The following is a 13,211-nucleotide window of genomic DNA, read 5'->3' as shown; positions in this document are numbered from 1 at the left end:
ACAAAATGGGATTAGATCAAATCATTAAAGAGTCAATTCGCGAAGTTGTTCGGGAAGAAATTCAAGCAGCTTTAGCTTCATTCCAACAACAATCACAACCAAACAAGGTAATGCGAGTAAAGGAAGCAGCAGCTTTCTTAAACATAGCGGTTTGTAGGATGTATGAATTAGCAAATCATCCTAAGTTTCCAGTGATAAGAGAAGGGCGTAAACTACTTTTTCTACAAAAAGATTTGGAAGCATGGTTAGAAGCACAAAAGGAGGTGATCTAGTGGAAGATACAACATCATTAGTAGCATTCGCAATATTTATCGCATTTAGTGTATTGCTACTTTACATTACTTACGAACCAATAAAACGGTGGGCTTGGAGTGACGTAGAACAAAATAAAAAGACCCATGGCAGTGGGTCCTTTAAGAAAAAACACTTGTTATAAGTATATCACGGAAAGTAGGGAAATAGTACATGCGTTTAACTGAATATCAAGTGCTATTACCTAATAAATTCTGGAACTTAGCAGAAAGCAAGGATGAATTAAAAGAAATGATTGAACAGTATTTCAAAGTTGGTTATCCGCATTATGAAATTCAACGAATAATCAAAAGTGGACAAGCATATGTGGCAGTTTGTATCAGGAGGTAAATATTTATGGCAAACGTAGTAACTGAAATTGGTGGATTAAATTTCAAAGGTAATGTAGTGGATCACGAATGGTTTAATTACATCACATTTAGTAATGGTAAGCCTCACATTGTAGCAATTATGGTATTGAGCGAAATCGTCTATTGGTATCGCCCTACAGTTATTCGAGATGAATATACTGGCAAGGTTACTTATAAGAAAAAATTCAAATCAGATAAGTTACAAAAGAGTTATCAGCAATTAGCAGAAACATTTGGGTTTTCAAAACTACAAGTTAAACGAGCTTGTGACTTATTAGTGGATATGAACTTAATCGTAATCGAATTTAGAACAATCATTGTAAATGAAATCACTTTAAATAATGTAATGTTCGTTGAGCCTAAAGTAAGTGAAATAAAAAGCATATCAAGTATGTATCAACAAGTCGAAGAAGACCCTGTTGACTTTGAAGTAAAGAGGGTAGTCACTTCAAAATCAGGTACCTCTTCATATAAAAGTAATGAAGCTCCTGACTTTAAAGTAAAGACAAATACAGAGATTACTACAAAGAATACTACAGAGAATGTAAGTAGTAGTATCTTCTCTTTCTACGAAAATAATTTCGGTATTTTAAATTCATTCATAGCCGAAAGTATCTCGCAATGGGTAAACGATACAAGCGAAGAACTTGTACAAGCAGCTATGGAACGTGCTTTGAAACAGCAGAAGAAATGGAATTATGCTGAGGGCATTTTAAAACAGTGGGTTAACAATAACGTGAAAACTTTAAAAGATGTTGATGCTTTAGAAACTGAATATCAACGAAATAAAGGAGTGAAAAAACGTGTCGGAATCAATCGGAAGAGTGATGACTCGGATAGTGAATACATCGGCTTGTAGTGAAGAAACAGAAGGGTATACATGTGAACACTGTAATAAATATATCGCAGCAATTACTGTAGAAGTTCCGCAGTTACGTATTAAAAATAAAATACTTCCTACATGTGAGTGTGTTGTAGAACGTGAAGAAGCCAAAATACGTGAAGCTCAAAATTTTGCTAAGAAACGAGAAATAGAAAAGTTGTTCAGTATCAGTAATTTAGGAGAAAGATTCTCGAAAAGTACATTTGAATCATTTCTAGATAGAAACGGATCAGAGACAGCTTATAAAGTTGCAGTGAAATACGTGAAGACTTTTAAAGAGTGGAACGGGGAATCGTTAATGCTTTGGGGAGAACCTGGAAATGGTAAAACACACTTAGCAGCCGCGATTGTAAATGAGCTTTCTAAAAAAGGATACATTGTCGTATTTCAAAGCGTTCCAGAATTATTACAACGTATTCGCAGCACATTCAATAGTGAAAACAAAGAAAATGAAACACAAATTATGAGAGCACTTTTAGAATGTGACTTACTAATACTAGATGATATTGGAGCAGAAAAAACTACGGAATGGGTAGAAGAAAAATTGTTTAATATCATTGATGGTCGGTATAGAAAAGAACTTCCTACTCTATATACAAGTAATTTAGAACTCAAAGAACTGAAAAATCAAGTTGGCAAACGTTCATATGACCGAATGGTTGAAACAAGTCTAACTGTAAAAAATGAAGCTGCTAGCTATAGAAGAGAGATAGCGAAGCAACGTTTACAAAGGTTTATCGAAGCATAAAAGGAGGAAATAAAAATGTGCGTATTATGTCATGATACAGGGATTATTCGTAAAGAAACTTATCCGGGTGTAATTGAAACGAACGGTTGTAATTGTGAAGTGGCAAAGCGACAGCAAGCGGAAAACGATAAGCGTTGGCAAGCATGGTTAATAAAATTTGAATCAATGAAACAAGAATTAGAAATAAGCAAACAACAAAAAGTTAGTTAACAAGAAAAGGAGGATTTCAGTCGTATGAAGCCTACGAAAGTTGAAATCGATGTTACGGATAATAAAATTTATGTGGTTAAAAATGGTGAGGTTACTCCGCTGAATCCTCCAGTAACTGGATTTGGAGAACAAATAATTACTTGGCAAGGCGGGAAAGTTGATCGTGTATCAACTACAATCACTGAAAAAATTAAATAACTGGGGATACGATTATGAAGCAAATAACTATTGATGATGTTGTAGGTAGTTTCGACTACAATGCGATAAGTACCAGTGAAAAGTTTTTGAATCCAAGCTATGAAGTCCATTTTTACGATAAAGAGGAACGGCAAAAGATGGATTGTTTTGATGCTAAGACTGAAGTTGAAGCTTGGAATGCAACAATAGAAGAGCATGGTAAAGGTATTCAGAAGATTAGGATAACTCATTCAAAACGTACCAGAGCTGAATTTCTAGCGCTGGATTAGGAGGGGAAATTGATGGCTTTCAATCGTTGGTTAACTGATGAGGAATATCAGCAAGCTGAATCCAACGGTATTAGTAGAAGAGTTCTTTACATGAGAATGTATAGATACGGTTGGGACTTACAAGAAGCATTGACTACACCACCGAGAACATATTGGCATATGGGAGAAGGGAAAGAAAATAAGTGGTTGAAAATAGCGACGGAAAATGTAATTAATTCAAGTACTTTTTACAGCAGGGTAAATAATGGTTGGGACCCTAAAGATGCGGCAACTATTCCGACGCGTAAACAAATTGATAGGAAGGAACTTGTTAAAATCGCTGAATCCAATGGCATAAGCGTAAGTACTTTCAGATCTAGATTGAGTTATGGATGGGAACCGATAAAAGCAGCGACAACACCAACTAAGGCTAAAAATAAAAATATTAGTTAAGAGGAGTAGATGAAAATGAAAGTAATGGAAAACGGTGTGTTGGAAGCAACGAAATTAATTAGTGAAGCAAGAAAAGAAGGTCAAGTTATAAAAGAAGCTACTGTTTTACAGATTGCAAGCATTTTATCAATCGGCGAATTAAACGATTATCAAGAAGCAACTTTACGCACTTGGAATAACAAAACTGATTTTGGAGGACGTGTTTCTAATGCGGCTTTAGGACTTACAGGAGAAGCTGGTGAAGTTGCTGATATTGTTAAAAAAGCAATTTATCATGGGCATGGTTTCCAACCCTCGCATTGTCCAGGAGAAGAGGACGGAAACACTTATAAATTAGCCTTAGAGCTTGGGGACATTATGTATTATGTATCGATTATGGCGCATGAACTAGGATATACGTTACAAGATATTGCTGAAATGAATATCGCAAAATTAGCTAAAAGATATCCGGACGGATTTAGTCGGGAAGCAAGTCAAGCACGTGTCGATGTGAAGTAAGTAAAAAGTCCTAGCTTAAAATGCTAGGACTTAAGGAAGTAAAGTTGTTGCAATTGTCGATTCCATATTTATGACTGTAAGGAACTTTCATAGTATAACTAATTATTTATTATAAGTATATATAAATTTTAAAAAATTCTACAAAATAGTTTTTTATAGATTTTAATCAAATTTGAATTTTGTAGAAAAAAGGGGAATGAGAAATGTTTAAAAAAGGTGACAAAGTTATTATGCATACATGCGATGAAGCTAATCATTACAACGGTCAGGTTTGGACATGTAAAACCGATGAATTTATAACGGGCAAAGGCAAGTATAAACAAAGTCTCGTTTTCTTAGAAGGGTTTAGCGGAAGCTTCCTAACTAAGTATCTTCGAAAATCTAACTAAGGACGGTGTAAACGATGAAAAAAGTAACCATAGAATTTCACACAGAAGAAGCTCCTGAATACCAATATGTTTGGGATTACGAAGAGTCGATTGTAGAAGCTGTAAATAAGTATAAGGCGGTTAGTTTGACTAATTGGCATAGTCGTAAAAAAGAAGTCATTGTTATTAACAATATCAGAAGAATTTGGGAACAGAACTAAACAAAAGCGTTATTTTGTCGAAAAGTAATGCGGAGATAAATAAGACCGCTCCTTTTATCGGAACGGCCGTACAAATAACCTGTGCTGGAGGTCGCATCAAATGGCATAAGATGTTTTCTCTAAGCAGTATAGACAAGGATTTTTATGATTATACGTAAAAACGGCAGGCAACTGTTTAAGTTACCTGCCACGTTCCTGCATGACACGGAGGAGCGCTTTCCGTTTTGAAAAAGTGAAGCCGGGGAGAGATCGGCTTGCAGGTAGTATGTGTAATACAAAAAAGATTATTCATAATCAGAAAACTAAACAAAATAGTTATTTTACAACCAAAAATAAAAGAACCCGTTTGTTATAAACGGATTCTTCCCTTAAGGTGTGCAAGGAATACAAGGTAACTGGCCTAGGGAAACCTGTAGGATTCCTTGTAATTGTAATGTATGCAAAGGAATCAATAAGGTTAATGAAGTTTAAACAAAATTCTTATTTAATTAAAAAGAGCACCATTAGGGCAATATGGCGCTCTTTGACCAAGAACTATAGTGTGTATTTTTTTATAGTCCATATAAGTATATGGGAGTTAAAAATAAAGAGTGAATACATTTTAAATAAAATCGTTATTTGATTAAAAGAAAAAAGAGCACATGTTGATATGTACTCTAAGATGATCATTTTAATATCTATTTAAGTGTTTCTTCTGCATCAGGTGTATCAAATTTATCAATCACTTTAAAGATTACTTCTAAAAGAATAGTAGATAAAATCGCAAAGATTAATACAGCATGTGGTGATAATTGCACTGCTGTGAAATTAAATTTTGCTAGCCAAAAATATCCGACATACATTGTCAGGAAGGTACTAACAATTGAAATTGTAAATCCTAAGAAACCTAATTCTTTTAGCTTTTCTTCAGATAATTTAAATACGCGTAATACAAATGAGAAGATGATCCCAACTATGAAAAATCCAATACATAAGATCAATAGTGACATTATACTTGGGTATTCAACGTCATTAGGCATCCATTGTTTCATTCCTACAATTATGGCTGTAGGGAGCACGATAGGTATTAATAGTGGTGATACTATTAGAAAAAGAGCTAATAGTCTACTGATGTTGTTTGTTTCATTGTTGTTTTGATTGTTCATAAAGCCTCCAAAAATAATATAAAAATAAACACCCTAGTGGATTTTAGCATGAAATTATTAGTAAAGCCATAGTTAAAAAAAGGTGGATTTAAACAAAAACGCTATTTTGCAAAAAAAAGAAGCGCCTGACCAGGACGCTCTTCTAAATGCTAATATACAATACCTATCCAATCATAATGTAAATGCGTTAGGTATTTAATAATTACTTTTATAATAAAAATTTCATTTTGTAATAAATAAACAGAGCACTTACAGGAGTGCTCTTTAAGATAAGAGGTAACACCTTGAGATGGATACTTAGGTTAAGGGTATATGGCGTAGAAGAGAAATAAGACCTGAAATTTATAATTAACTTAATACAAAAAAGCAGTTAACAAGCGTTAACTGCTCCGTCCTCAGAGAAAGAGGAAAAGAACATTACAGAGGTCACTGTCAATTCAAGCTGTATCAGCCTATTTATAGTATTGGACATACTTTAGAATTTTATTCGGACAGACAAACCCAAAAAAGGCAGCTAGCAAAAGCTAACTGCTCAATAGTTTCATATTTTACACAGGGGTGAAATAGTGAATCTAATGAAGTATAACTTTTATAAAGGTGAATATCATTCGTATGTTAATCATAAAGGGATACGTTCAATATATGGGCGCATATGGTGATTTCTAATATGAAAAGAGAGCCAGGGGGCCCCTCTTTAATAGTTATTGGATTCGCTAGAAAAACGAAAAGCTTCAGATATATTTATGCATTAAAAATTTTGTGAACATGAAGTGCAAGGTCCACCAGTAGGTTGGAATACAACATTATCAACAAAAGCTGTTGCGCCTTCTCCCCCCGTAGCTAAGTTTTGGAAACTAATACATGCTGTAGTTACATCAGCAGGTATACACACAACAAGGGTATAATGTTGGAAGCCAGCTTGTTGTTGATTTGAAACAGGTACAATGTGCGGAATGTTTAATGGTCCAAGTGTTGTAGGGTTAGGAGGACATCCTTGACCAAGTTCTGGAAACGATACAGAAGCAACAAGGAGTGCTCCGTCTCTTATATCCCCAGCAAAAGAAAGGGTAAAGCAACAACCTTCGCCCACATCAACAGATTGGGTCATAATTCCTCCAGGTCCAATAGAAACAGCTAAAGCACTCAAGGTTCCATTTGGAAGAAAACGACCGCTGTGCGCATTTGGAAATCCTACTTCTGAAACATTTCCCGTTACAATCCATCCTGGAACTGGAGTACCTGGTGTTGCAGGTTCATCAAATCCAGGGTTATCAAGAACATTTGTACATGGGCAACATGCCGTAGCAGCTGGTCCCGTAGGTCCTGTAACTCCTGTAGCCCCAGTTGGTCCAGTCGGCCCAGTTGGTCCAGTCGGCCCAGTTGGTCCAGTCGGCCCAGTTGGTCCAGTCGGCCCAGTTGGTCCAACTTGAGGTGGGGGTACAGGGGGGAGAAAACACTCACATGGAATATGAAATTTCTTTTTAAATTCACTCAATTTTACACCATCCTTATCATTCACCCACTTACACACTACAACTTATGAATTGGTTAACAAACAAGTATAAGAAAAAGGCCCTTGAAAATTAAAATAAATAAAAAAATAAGCCCTTATGTCACAAATATAAACCCATTCCATAATATATAAGGAACATGGGTTCACTTCAAAAAGCTTTTAATATATATAAGGGAGTCCGCTTCCTAAATCAATATCGTTGAACCTGTTGCTCCTGTTGCTTCTGTTGGTAAAGTGAATGACGAAGAATAGATAGGAGAGTTGAATCGATTAAACTTGATTCAACAGCAACTCCATGTAAAACAATATTTTCTTCATTCATACCTTTACCTTCTATGATTGCTCGCCATAGGAGGTAAAGGTTGCAAAAAGCAAATCATGAAGTTGGAATGTAATTATATGGAAGCTCAAAGGTTGTTAAGGGGAATTAAAGAATGTATCGAAGTGAATGGGTTGAAGTGGACAAGCAGTTTTATTTTATAAATTAAATAAAAATTTCATTTTATATTAATTCGGAACACAAAAAGATCACTTAGTAAAGTGCTCTTGTGACGAGCCTCATTTTATAACGACTATTTTATAAAGAAAGGAACTCAAAATATTATATGTAAGTCTAGTTAATTGAGTGCTTTTTACAAATAAAGAGCAGCTAGCAAAAGCTAACTGCTCGGCCCAAGGTAATGGGTGTAGAGTAATGAAAAAGAATACTTTTCCTTTAATACAAAATCATATTTTGATTCTCGATAATATATGAGTATTAAGACAAAAACGTGCAATTAAAAGAGCAGCTAGCAAAAGCTAACTGCTCGGCTGGTTCTCCAAGGGGGAACTAGGAGAAAGTAACTTAATGGGTTGTCTACAGTATTGACCGAATGTTGATTTTTATTCAGGAGGTAGAGGGAAATGAATTTGAACTTACACGATGCAAAATTTTTTATAGAAACACCTGATGGAGAAAGTGTGGAAATAAGGGGCAGTGTTGATTGGGCTGATGTTCCTTCTGGTGAAACGAATGAATCTGGTTTTGATTTTAGTAGAGAAATAAGTGTGCCGTGCACTTTTGAAGAACCACAAAATATAAAAGAGTTAAAAGAAGTAGGTTTCACAGAAAGACAAGCCTGGAATATTCATTTTCGTAAAGGCGAAAGTTGGAAAGAAAAGTCAACAAAATAATCCTTTTAATAGAAAGCGAGGTTAGGAGAATGACTAATTTAAAGAAAAGAAAAATTAGTAAAGCTATCGCGCGTCGCACAAAGGCAGTAGAGAAATATCAAGTTGATAACGCTTGGAGAAATATTTTTGTGAAAGCCGGAATAATAAAATAACAGTACTGGAGGGATAGAAAATGAATAGTAAACAGTTTTTTGGAATGTATTTGGCTCTTTACTTAATCATCATGTTTGTGACCTTTAGTAATGCGAAAAGTTTCATAGAAGCTGGAATTATTATGGTACTTGTAATCTTGATTGCGGAAGTTGATCATAGATATGGATTTTATAAGGGAAGTAAAAAAGTTAAAAGCAAACAAATATAGTCCGGCTAGAAAACTAGAGGACACCAATTCATTAAAGCAGCAATTAAGGCTGTTTTACGAATAGGTGTCCTTTTTATTTTGAAAAGGGAGATGGGGAAATGAAGGTGTTAAAGGATCAATTACTTGAATGGAAAAAGAAATCCAAGCAAGGAAAGAAGAAAAACAAGAAAAAACAAAAAGAGAAATTAAGCACTCGTGATATTGAAGATTTAATGGGGATGCATAGACCTTGCTATGAACGAAGACGTGGAGCAATAAGACAAAAGTAATTTAAAAATAAAAAGGAGTGGTCTTACATGACTAAACAATTATCTTTCTTACCAAAAATCGATAGAACGGCGACACAAGAGGAATTAGAAGGTGTGTTGGAAAGCATACGTATACATAGACAATTCGGGATGATGCGTAAAGAAATGAAAGTCACTCCTTCTTATGAAATACGTGAGCATGGTCCTACACATACAGTTGGAAAACCATTAGAAGATGTTGCTATAGTAAATATTCAACAAAGCAAAAGAGAAGAGTGGCTTGAAAAAATGTCATTACGTATTGATCAGTTTCTAAATCGATTAGGAAACGGACGTGCAGGAAGTATTCAAAGAGATATTATTTATAAACGTTATTTAGAAGAAGAGGATGTGTGTGACTACATGGTTTATAACGAGATAGGGATGTCAGAGCGCACTTATCGACGTTGGAAGTCTAAAGCGTTTTATAAACTTGCTTTTGCACTAGGATTAGAAGTTTATGAGACAGAAGAAACTGGAGGTAATAAATAATGAATTTTGTTCAACCGATACGTGATCCAGAGCAAATACAACAAATTAAAGAATATCTAAAAGAAAAGAATGAACGCAATTATATTTTGTTTGTAATGGGAATTAATACAGGTCTACGTATTAGTGATATTTTAAAACTGAAGGTTGGAGATTTAAATGGCAGCCATATATCAATGCGTGAAATGAAGACAGGTAAGCAGAAACGAATTCAGATTACTGCAGCATTAAGAAGAGAGTTAAAGTGGTACATTGAAGATATGGAAGACTATGAGTATTTAATTAAGAGCAGACAAGGAAAGAATCGACCAATCGGAAGAAGCATGGCATATAAAATACTTAGTACCACAGCAGCAAAGTTTGGTTTAGAAGAGATTGGGACACATACATTACGTAAGACATTTGGATATCATATGTACATGCAGACAAAGAACATAGCTTTGCTGATGGAGATATTCAATCATTCAAGTGAACGAGTAACGTTAAGGTATATAGGAGTAAACCAAGATGCAATGGATAAAGCAATGACTAGGTTTAAAATCTAATCATTGCTTTTTTTGTTCAAGGATAGCAACACATGCTTATCGACTTAAGAACAGAAATTTACGCTTGAACATAAAATCAAATTTAGATGAGCAAAGCTATTTCAAGTGAATAGAATCCACTCTTTAAGAATACATAAAAAATATATATACAAGCGTAGTCTAATCAATACATCATTGGCGAAAGTAGAATTCTATAAATTTTGGAGGAAGAGATATGCAAAAAAAGGTTCTCCTGTTTACAGATTTAGGGATTGATGATGCGTTTGCTATACTCTACACCTTTTTTCGTAAAGACATTCAACTTGTAGGAATCGTGGCCGATTATGGAAATGTATCAAGAGAAAATGTAATAAGAAATATTAACTATTTAAAGTACATTGCGGGAAGAGAAGAAATACCTGTATTCCTTGGTGCTTCTGTACCGTTGACAGGTATATTGACTCAGTATTTCCCTGAGGTACATGGAAAAGTTGGATTAGGACCTATTATTCCACCTGAAATTTCATATCCAGTTTATCCTTTAAATGATATTTATCAAATTATAGAATCGAATTTAGAAGAACTTACAATTATTAATTTAGGAAGACTTTCTTCGCTAGCTACAACTTTTGTATTGAATTTAGAAACAATGCGAAATGTAAGAGAATGCATTTGCATGGGGGGAGCTTTTTTCTATCCAGGTAACGTAACTGCTGTGGCTGAAGCTAATTTTTACGCAGACCCTTATGCAGCAAACTTAATTCTGCAACATGCAAAGAACTTGACAATTATTCCTTTAAATGTGACCCAACATGCGATTGTTACACCCGAAATGGTCCAGCAAATCGATGCATTTCATCGGAATACACAGGATCTTGCAGGGCTTATCATTAAACCTATGTTAGATTATTATTATAATTTTTACTCCAAGTCTAATCCAGGTATAAGTGGAAGTCCTATGCATGATTTTGTAACAGTGTGGTATTTGCTAAATAGAGAGGCTGTTAGCCTTTCGAGAGTACCCATTAAAGTAATTCCTGATCAAGGGGAAGGGTTTGGTCAAAGCATTGCAGACTTTCGTTTTGTTACTAATCCAGGTTATAAAACGCATAATGTAGCTTTTCAGTTTGATTATGAAAGATTCAGGAAGGATATTATGGAAACGTTCTTAAAGAAGAGAGTGTAAAAGACTTTATTAACTTCAGATAATACGGATTATATGAATGAAATATCACTGCACTTCACGTACAAGAATTCGACTTTTATAGGTTAAAATTCGTCTAACATACATAGCTTCCGAAATGTTGGCTGTACCCTATCGCTATCAAGCTAACAGAATAAAATATTCCTGATTTCTGGTATATTAAAACTTTAAGTTGATGACCATGTGGTGCTCCCCCACATCCATCAACTTAAGAAAAGTAAACACCCAAAAAACAAAAAATGAGCTGACTTCTCAAAATAACTAACTATAGAGAAAGAGAAATTTCATTTAGTGGGTACTTCAAAACCTTAGCTTGATTGCGATGGGGTCACCATATCAAAAAAGAAAATTGTGCGTTTAGACATATTTTTCAACCGCTTCCTGTACGTTAAGGGACTCGTTATTTTTTTACAGTTTTTTATTATGAAATTCAAAATAACTAATTATAATAGATGAAAAAAACGATTAATAGTTGGGGTACGGAAAGGATTCGAATTTACATTCTTTCTCAATACATATCATGGATAAATAAAGTAAAATATGGGTTGGGGCTATGTCTCATGTTGTGTTAATCCTAACAATAACTAAGGGTACATAATATGCTTTCATACCTTTGAATAATTTTGTTATAGAAGGGATGGAGATTTAACTGGCTCAAATTGTTGGTATTGATAGATACCTTTGTACTGGGGCTTTAATCTATATGCGTGAGGGCCTTTCCCTAAGTCTTTTCAGGAAGTAAGGATCCGTAAGCAAACACTTATACAATATGAATAGAGGAGAGGAATGCCTTATGAAAATACGTAGTCAAATTACATGTGCAAGTCTGGCCCTTTTAATAGCTGGAAGTTCCCTGTTATATACAACACCAACCTTAATTGTAAAAGCAGAGCCTACTCAAAATGTATCTAGTTCGTTACAAACAAATACTCAACGAGATCGTACTTCCGTCAAGCAAGCAATGCGAGATACATTGCAATTTGGATACCCGGGGATACTTGCTAAAACTTCTGAGGGTGGAAAAACGTGGGGGTATGCCGCTGGAATAGCGGATCTGAGAACCAAGAAACCAATGAAAACAGATTTTCGCTTTCGCATTGGGAGTGTGACGAAGACGTTCACCGCAACAGTTGTACTTCAATTAGTTGGAGAGAATCGCCTGAAGCTAGACGACCACATCGAAGACTGGTTGCCTGGTGTCATTCAAGGAAATGGATATGATGGTAACAAGATTACTATCCGGGAGATATTGAACCATACAAGTGGTATCGCTGAATACTCAAGGTCAAAAGACGTTGATTTTACGGATACAAAAAAATCGTATACGGCTGAAGAGTTAGTGAGGATGGGGATTTCTTTTCCCCCAGACTTTGCTCCAGGAAAGGGCTGGTCTTATTCAAACACAGGATACGTATTACTGGGTATCCTTATTGAAAAAGTAACTGGAAACAGCTATGCGGAAGAGGTTGAAAATCGAATTATTGAACCACTTGAATTGTCGAATACATTCCTACCAGGCAATTCAAGCGTTATTCCAGGCACTAACCATGCACGTGGATATGTCCAACCAGACGGAGCAAGTGAGCTAAAAGACGTTACTTATTATAACCCAAGTGCAGGTAGCTCTGCTGGAGATATGATTTCTACTGCTGACGACTTAAACAAATTTTTCTCTTACTTGCTCGGTGGCAAATTACTGAAAGAACAGCAACTAAAACAAATGCTTACTACAGTTCCTACAGGAAAAGAAGGAATCGATGGATATGGTCTTGGAATCTATGAAACTAAGCTTCCAAGCGGTGTCTCGATATGGGGACACACAGGTGGCATTCTAGGGTTTACAACTCTTGTTGGAGGTAAACTTGGAGGTAAGCATACGTTGGTCGTCAATTGGAATAGTTTGGGTAGAACTGACAGTCCTAATCCTTTTAAAAAAATTTTACTTGCTGAATTTAGCAAGTAGGAAAAAAGGAAAAATTTATCGTATTTTTCATAGTTAAAAATATACTTTTCTGTTTCAAAAGCC

22 protein-coding genes are annotated in these 13,211 nt (G+C 35.2%); 20 read left to right on the top strand and 2 right to left on the bottom strand.

Going from position 1 to position 13,211, the window contains the following annotated elements; genetic code table 11:
• Nucleotides 1-5: 5 nt before the first annotated feature.
• From ACK1U5_RS05695 to ACK1U5_RS05640, 12 genes are all read left to right on the top strand, one after another.
• Nucleotides 6-272 (top strand): helix-turn-helix domain-containing protein, encoded by a 267-nt coding sequence (locus tag ACK1U5_RS05695; protein WP_000522028.1) that lies wholly within the window; start codon nt 6-8, stop codon nt 270-272.
• The gene (locus ACK1U5_RS05690) at nt 272-436 is read left to right on the top strand and encodes a hypothetical protein (protein ID WP_000390289.1); all 165 of its coding nucleotides are present in this window, start codon (nt 272-274) and stop codon (nt 434-436) included. The genes ACK1U5_RS05695 and ACK1U5_RS05690 overlap by 1 nt, the downstream gene beginning before the upstream one ends.
• Nucleotides 437-465: 29 nt before the next feature.
• Nucleotides 466-642 carry a hypothetical protein gene (locus tag ACK1U5_RS05685; RefSeq protein WP_001241124.1) on the top strand — a complete coding sequence of 59 codons (177 nt, stop codon included), beginning with the start codon at nt 466-468 and terminating at the stop codon, nt 640-642.
• A gap of 6 nt (nt 643-648) precedes the next feature.
• Nucleotides 649-1,521, top strand: a complete 873-nt coding sequence (locus tag ACK1U5_RS05680; RefSeq protein WP_448814778.1) for a DnaD domain-containing protein — start codon at nt 649-651, stop codon at nt 1,519-1,521.
• Nucleotides 1,490-2,293 carry an ATP-binding protein gene (locus ACK1U5_RS05675; RefSeq protein ID WP_448814829.1) on the top strand — a complete coding sequence of 268 codons (804 nt, stop codon included), beginning with the start codon at nt 1,490-1,492 and terminating at the stop codon, nt 2,291-2,293. Before ACK1U5_RS05680 ends, ACK1U5_RS05675 begins: the two co-directional genes overlap by 32 nt.
• Before the next feature lie 15 nt (nt 2,294-2,308).
• Nucleotides 2,309-2,503 (top strand): hypothetical protein, encoded by a 195-nt coding sequence (locus ACK1U5_RS05670; protein WP_429681294.1) that lies wholly within the window; start codon nt 2,309-2,311, stop codon nt 2,501-2,503.
• Nucleotides 2,504-2,527: 24 nt separating this feature from the next.
• Complete coding sequence (locus ACK1U5_RS05665) at nt 2,528-2,701, top strand: DUF3954 domain-containing protein (RefSeq protein ID WP_167319613.1); 174 nt, start codon at nt 2,528-2,530, stop codon at nt 2,699-2,701.
• Nucleotides 2,702-2,715: 14 nt separating this feature from the next.
• Nucleotides 2,716-2,970: a hypothetical protein gene (locus ACK1U5_RS05660; RefSeq protein ID WP_448814777.1), complete on the top strand. Its 255-nt coding sequence runs from the start codon at nt 2,716-2,718 to the stop codon at nt 2,968-2,970.
• A gap of 12 nt (nt 2,971-2,982) precedes the next feature.
• The gene (locus tag ACK1U5_RS05655; RefSeq protein ID WP_429681296.1) at nt 2,983-3,402 is read left to right on the top strand and encodes a hypothetical protein; all 420 of its coding nucleotides are present in this window, start codon (nt 2,983-2,985) and stop codon (nt 3,400-3,402) included.
• A gap of 15 nt (nt 3,403-3,417) precedes the next feature.
• Entirely contained in the window at nt 3,418-3,900 is a 483-nt protein-coding gene (locus ACK1U5_RS05650; protein ID WP_124878142.1) for a nucleoside triphosphate pyrophosphohydrolase family protein, read from the top strand.
• Nucleotides 3,901-4,103: 203 nt separating this feature from the next.
• Nucleotides 4,104-4,289 carry a hypothetical protein gene (locus ACK1U5_RS05645; protein ID WP_137000112.1) on the top strand — a complete coding sequence of 62 codons (186 nt, stop codon included), beginning with the start codon at nt 4,104-4,106 and terminating at the stop codon, nt 4,287-4,289.
• 14 nt (nt 4,290-4,303) lie between these two features.
• A complete protein-coding gene (locus tag ACK1U5_RS05640; protein WP_448814776.1) occupies nt 4,304-4,489 on the top strand; it encodes a hypothetical protein in 186 nt (61 codons plus the stop codon).
• A 677-nt stretch (nt 4,490-5,166) separates the two neighbouring features.
• Here the strand turns inward: ACK1U5_RS05640 and ACK1U5_RS05635 are convergent.
• Both ACK1U5_RS05635 and ACK1U5_RS05630 read right to left on the bottom strand, forming a co-directional pair.
• Entirely contained in the window at nt 5,167-5,634 is a 468-nt protein-coding gene (locus ACK1U5_RS05635) for a hypothetical protein (protein WP_060630990.1), read from the bottom strand.
• A 748-nt stretch (nt 5,635-6,382) separates the two neighbouring features.
• On the bottom strand, nt 6,383-7,129 hold the full coding sequence (locus ACK1U5_RS05630) for a hypothetical protein (protein ID WP_060630991.1): 747 nt from the start codon (nt 7,127-7,129) through the stop codon (nt 6,383-6,385).
• Between the two features lie 921 nt (nt 7,130-8,050).
• Here ACK1U5_RS05630 and ACK1U5_RS05625 point away from each other — a divergent pair.
• The 8 genes from ACK1U5_RS05625 to ACK1U5_RS05590 all read left to right on the top strand — a co-directional run bounded on the left by ACK1U5_RS05625 (nt 8,051) and on the right by ACK1U5_RS05590 (nt 13,148).
• Complete coding sequence (locus tag ACK1U5_RS05625) at nt 8,051-8,320, top strand: PadR family transcriptional regulator (protein ID WP_448814775.1); 270 nt, start codon at nt 8,051-8,053, stop codon at nt 8,318-8,320.
• Between the two features lie 29 nt (nt 8,321-8,349).
• A complete protein-coding gene (locus ACK1U5_RS05620; protein ID WP_033695156.1) occupies nt 8,350-8,472 on the top strand; it encodes a DUF3983 domain-containing protein in 123 nt (40 codons plus the stop codon).
• A 20-nt stretch (nt 8,473-8,492) separates the two neighbouring features.
• Complete coding sequence (locus ACK1U5_RS05615; RefSeq protein ID WP_434683292.1) at nt 8,493-8,681, top strand: hypothetical protein; 189 nt, start codon at nt 8,493-8,495, stop codon at nt 8,679-8,681.
• Nucleotides 8,682-8,779: 98 nt separating this feature from the next.
• Complete coding sequence (locus ACK1U5_RS05610) at nt 8,780-8,950, top strand: hypothetical protein (RefSeq protein ID WP_033695145.1); 171 nt, start codon at nt 8,780-8,782, stop codon at nt 8,948-8,950.
• A 27-nt stretch (nt 8,951-8,977) separates the two neighbouring features.
• Nucleotides 8,978-9,460, top strand: coding sequence for an ArpU family phage packaging/lysis transcriptional regulator (locus tag ACK1U5_RS05605; RefSeq protein WP_016081851.1), 483 nt, complete (start codon nt 8,978-8,980; stop codon nt 9,458-9,460).
• Nucleotides 9,460-10,002 (top strand): site-specific integrase, encoded by a 543-nt coding sequence (locus ACK1U5_RS05600; protein ID WP_001012135.1) that lies wholly within the window; start codon nt 9,460-9,462, stop codon nt 10,000-10,002. Before ACK1U5_RS05605 ends, ACK1U5_RS05600 begins: the two co-directional genes overlap by 1 nt.
• A gap of 214 nt (nt 10,003-10,216) precedes the next feature.
• Nucleotides 10,217-11,167, top strand: a complete 951-nt coding sequence (locus ACK1U5_RS05595) for a nucleoside hydrolase (protein ID WP_001170296.1) — start codon at nt 10,217-10,219, stop codon at nt 11,165-11,167.
• An 811-nt stretch (nt 11,168-11,978) separates the two neighbouring features.
• Nucleotides 11,979-13,148, top strand: a complete 1,170-nt coding sequence (locus ACK1U5_RS05590; RefSeq protein ID WP_448814774.1) for a serine hydrolase domain-containing protein — start codon at nt 11,979-11,981, stop codon at nt 13,146-13,148.
• Nucleotides 13,149-13,211 lie beyond the last annotated feature (63 nt).

Source organism: Bacillus sp. XB1 (assembly GCF_053557995.1).
This window is presented reverse-complemented; position numbering and strand designations above follow the sequence as displayed.

Coding starts and splice junctions, on each gene's coding strand:
- ACK1U5_RS05695 (WP_000522028.1), top strand. CDS start 6: ATGGGATTAGATCAAATCATTAAAGAGTCAATTCGCGAAGTTGTTCGG.
- ACK1U5_RS05685 (WP_001241124.1), top strand. CDS start 466: ATGCGTTTAACTGAATATCAAGTGCTATTACCTAATAAATTCTGGAAC.
- ACK1U5_RS05680 (WP_448814778.1), top strand. CDS start 649: ATGGCAAACGTAGTAACTGAAATTGGTGGATTAAATTTCAAAGGTAAT.
- ACK1U5_RS05675 (WP_448814829.1), top strand. CDS start 1,490: ATGACTCGGATAGTGAATACATCGGCTTGTAGTGAAGAAACAGAAGGG.
- ACK1U5_RS05670 (WP_429681294.1), top strand. CDS start 2,309: ATGTGCGTATTATGTCATGATACAGGGATTATTCGTAAAGAAACTTAT.
- ACK1U5_RS05665 (WP_167319613.1), top strand. CDS start 2,528: ATGAAGCCTACGAAAGTTGAAATCGATGTTACGGATAATAAAATTTAT.
- ACK1U5_RS05660 (WP_448814777.1), top strand. CDS start 2,716: ATGAAGCAAATAACTATTGATGATGTTGTAGGTAGTTTCGACTACAAT.
- ACK1U5_RS05655 (WP_429681296.1), top strand. CDS start 2,983: ATGGCTTTCAATCGTTGGTTAACTGATGAGGAATATCAGCAAGCTGAA.
- ACK1U5_RS05650 (WP_124878142.1), top strand. CDS start 3,418: ATGAAAGTAATGGAAAACGGTGTGTTGGAAGCAACGAAATTAATTAGT.
- ACK1U5_RS05645 (WP_137000112.1), top strand. CDS start 4,104: ATGTTTAAAAAAGGTGACAAAGTTATTATGCATACATGCGATGAAGCT.
- ACK1U5_RS05640 (WP_448814776.1), top strand. CDS start 4,304: ATGAAAAAAGTAACCATAGAATTTCACACAGAAGAAGCTCCTGAATAC.
- ACK1U5_RS05635 (WP_060630990.1), bottom strand. CDS start 5,634: ATGAACAATCAAAACAACAATGAAACAAACAACATCAGTAGACTATTA.
- ACK1U5_RS05625 (WP_448814775.1), top strand. CDS start 8,051: ATGAATTTGAACTTACACGATGCAAAATTTTTTATAGAAACACCTGAT.
- ACK1U5_RS05620 (WP_033695156.1), top strand. CDS start 8,350: ATGACTAATTTAAAGAAAAGAAAAATTAGTAAAGCTATCGCGCGTCGC.
- ACK1U5_RS05615 (WP_434683292.1), top strand. CDS start 8,493: ATGAATAGTAAACAGTTTTTTGGAATGTATTTGGCTCTTTACTTAATC.
- ACK1U5_RS05610 (WP_033695145.1), top strand. CDS start 8,780: ATGAAGGTGTTAAAGGATCAATTACTTGAATGGAAAAAGAAATCCAAG.
- ACK1U5_RS05605 (WP_016081851.1), top strand. CDS start 8,978: ATGACTAAACAATTATCTTTCTTACCAAAAATCGATAGAACGGCGACA.
- ACK1U5_RS05600 (WP_001012135.1), top strand. CDS start 9,460: ATGAATTTTGTTCAACCGATACGTGATCCAGAGCAAATACAACAAATT.
- ACK1U5_RS05595 (WP_001170296.1), top strand. CDS start 10,217: ATGCAAAAAAAGGTTCTCCTGTTTACAGATTTAGGGATTGATGATGCG.
- ACK1U5_RS05590 (WP_448814774.1), top strand. CDS start 11,979: ATGAAAATACGTAGTCAAATTACATGTGCAAGTCTGGCCCTTTTAATA.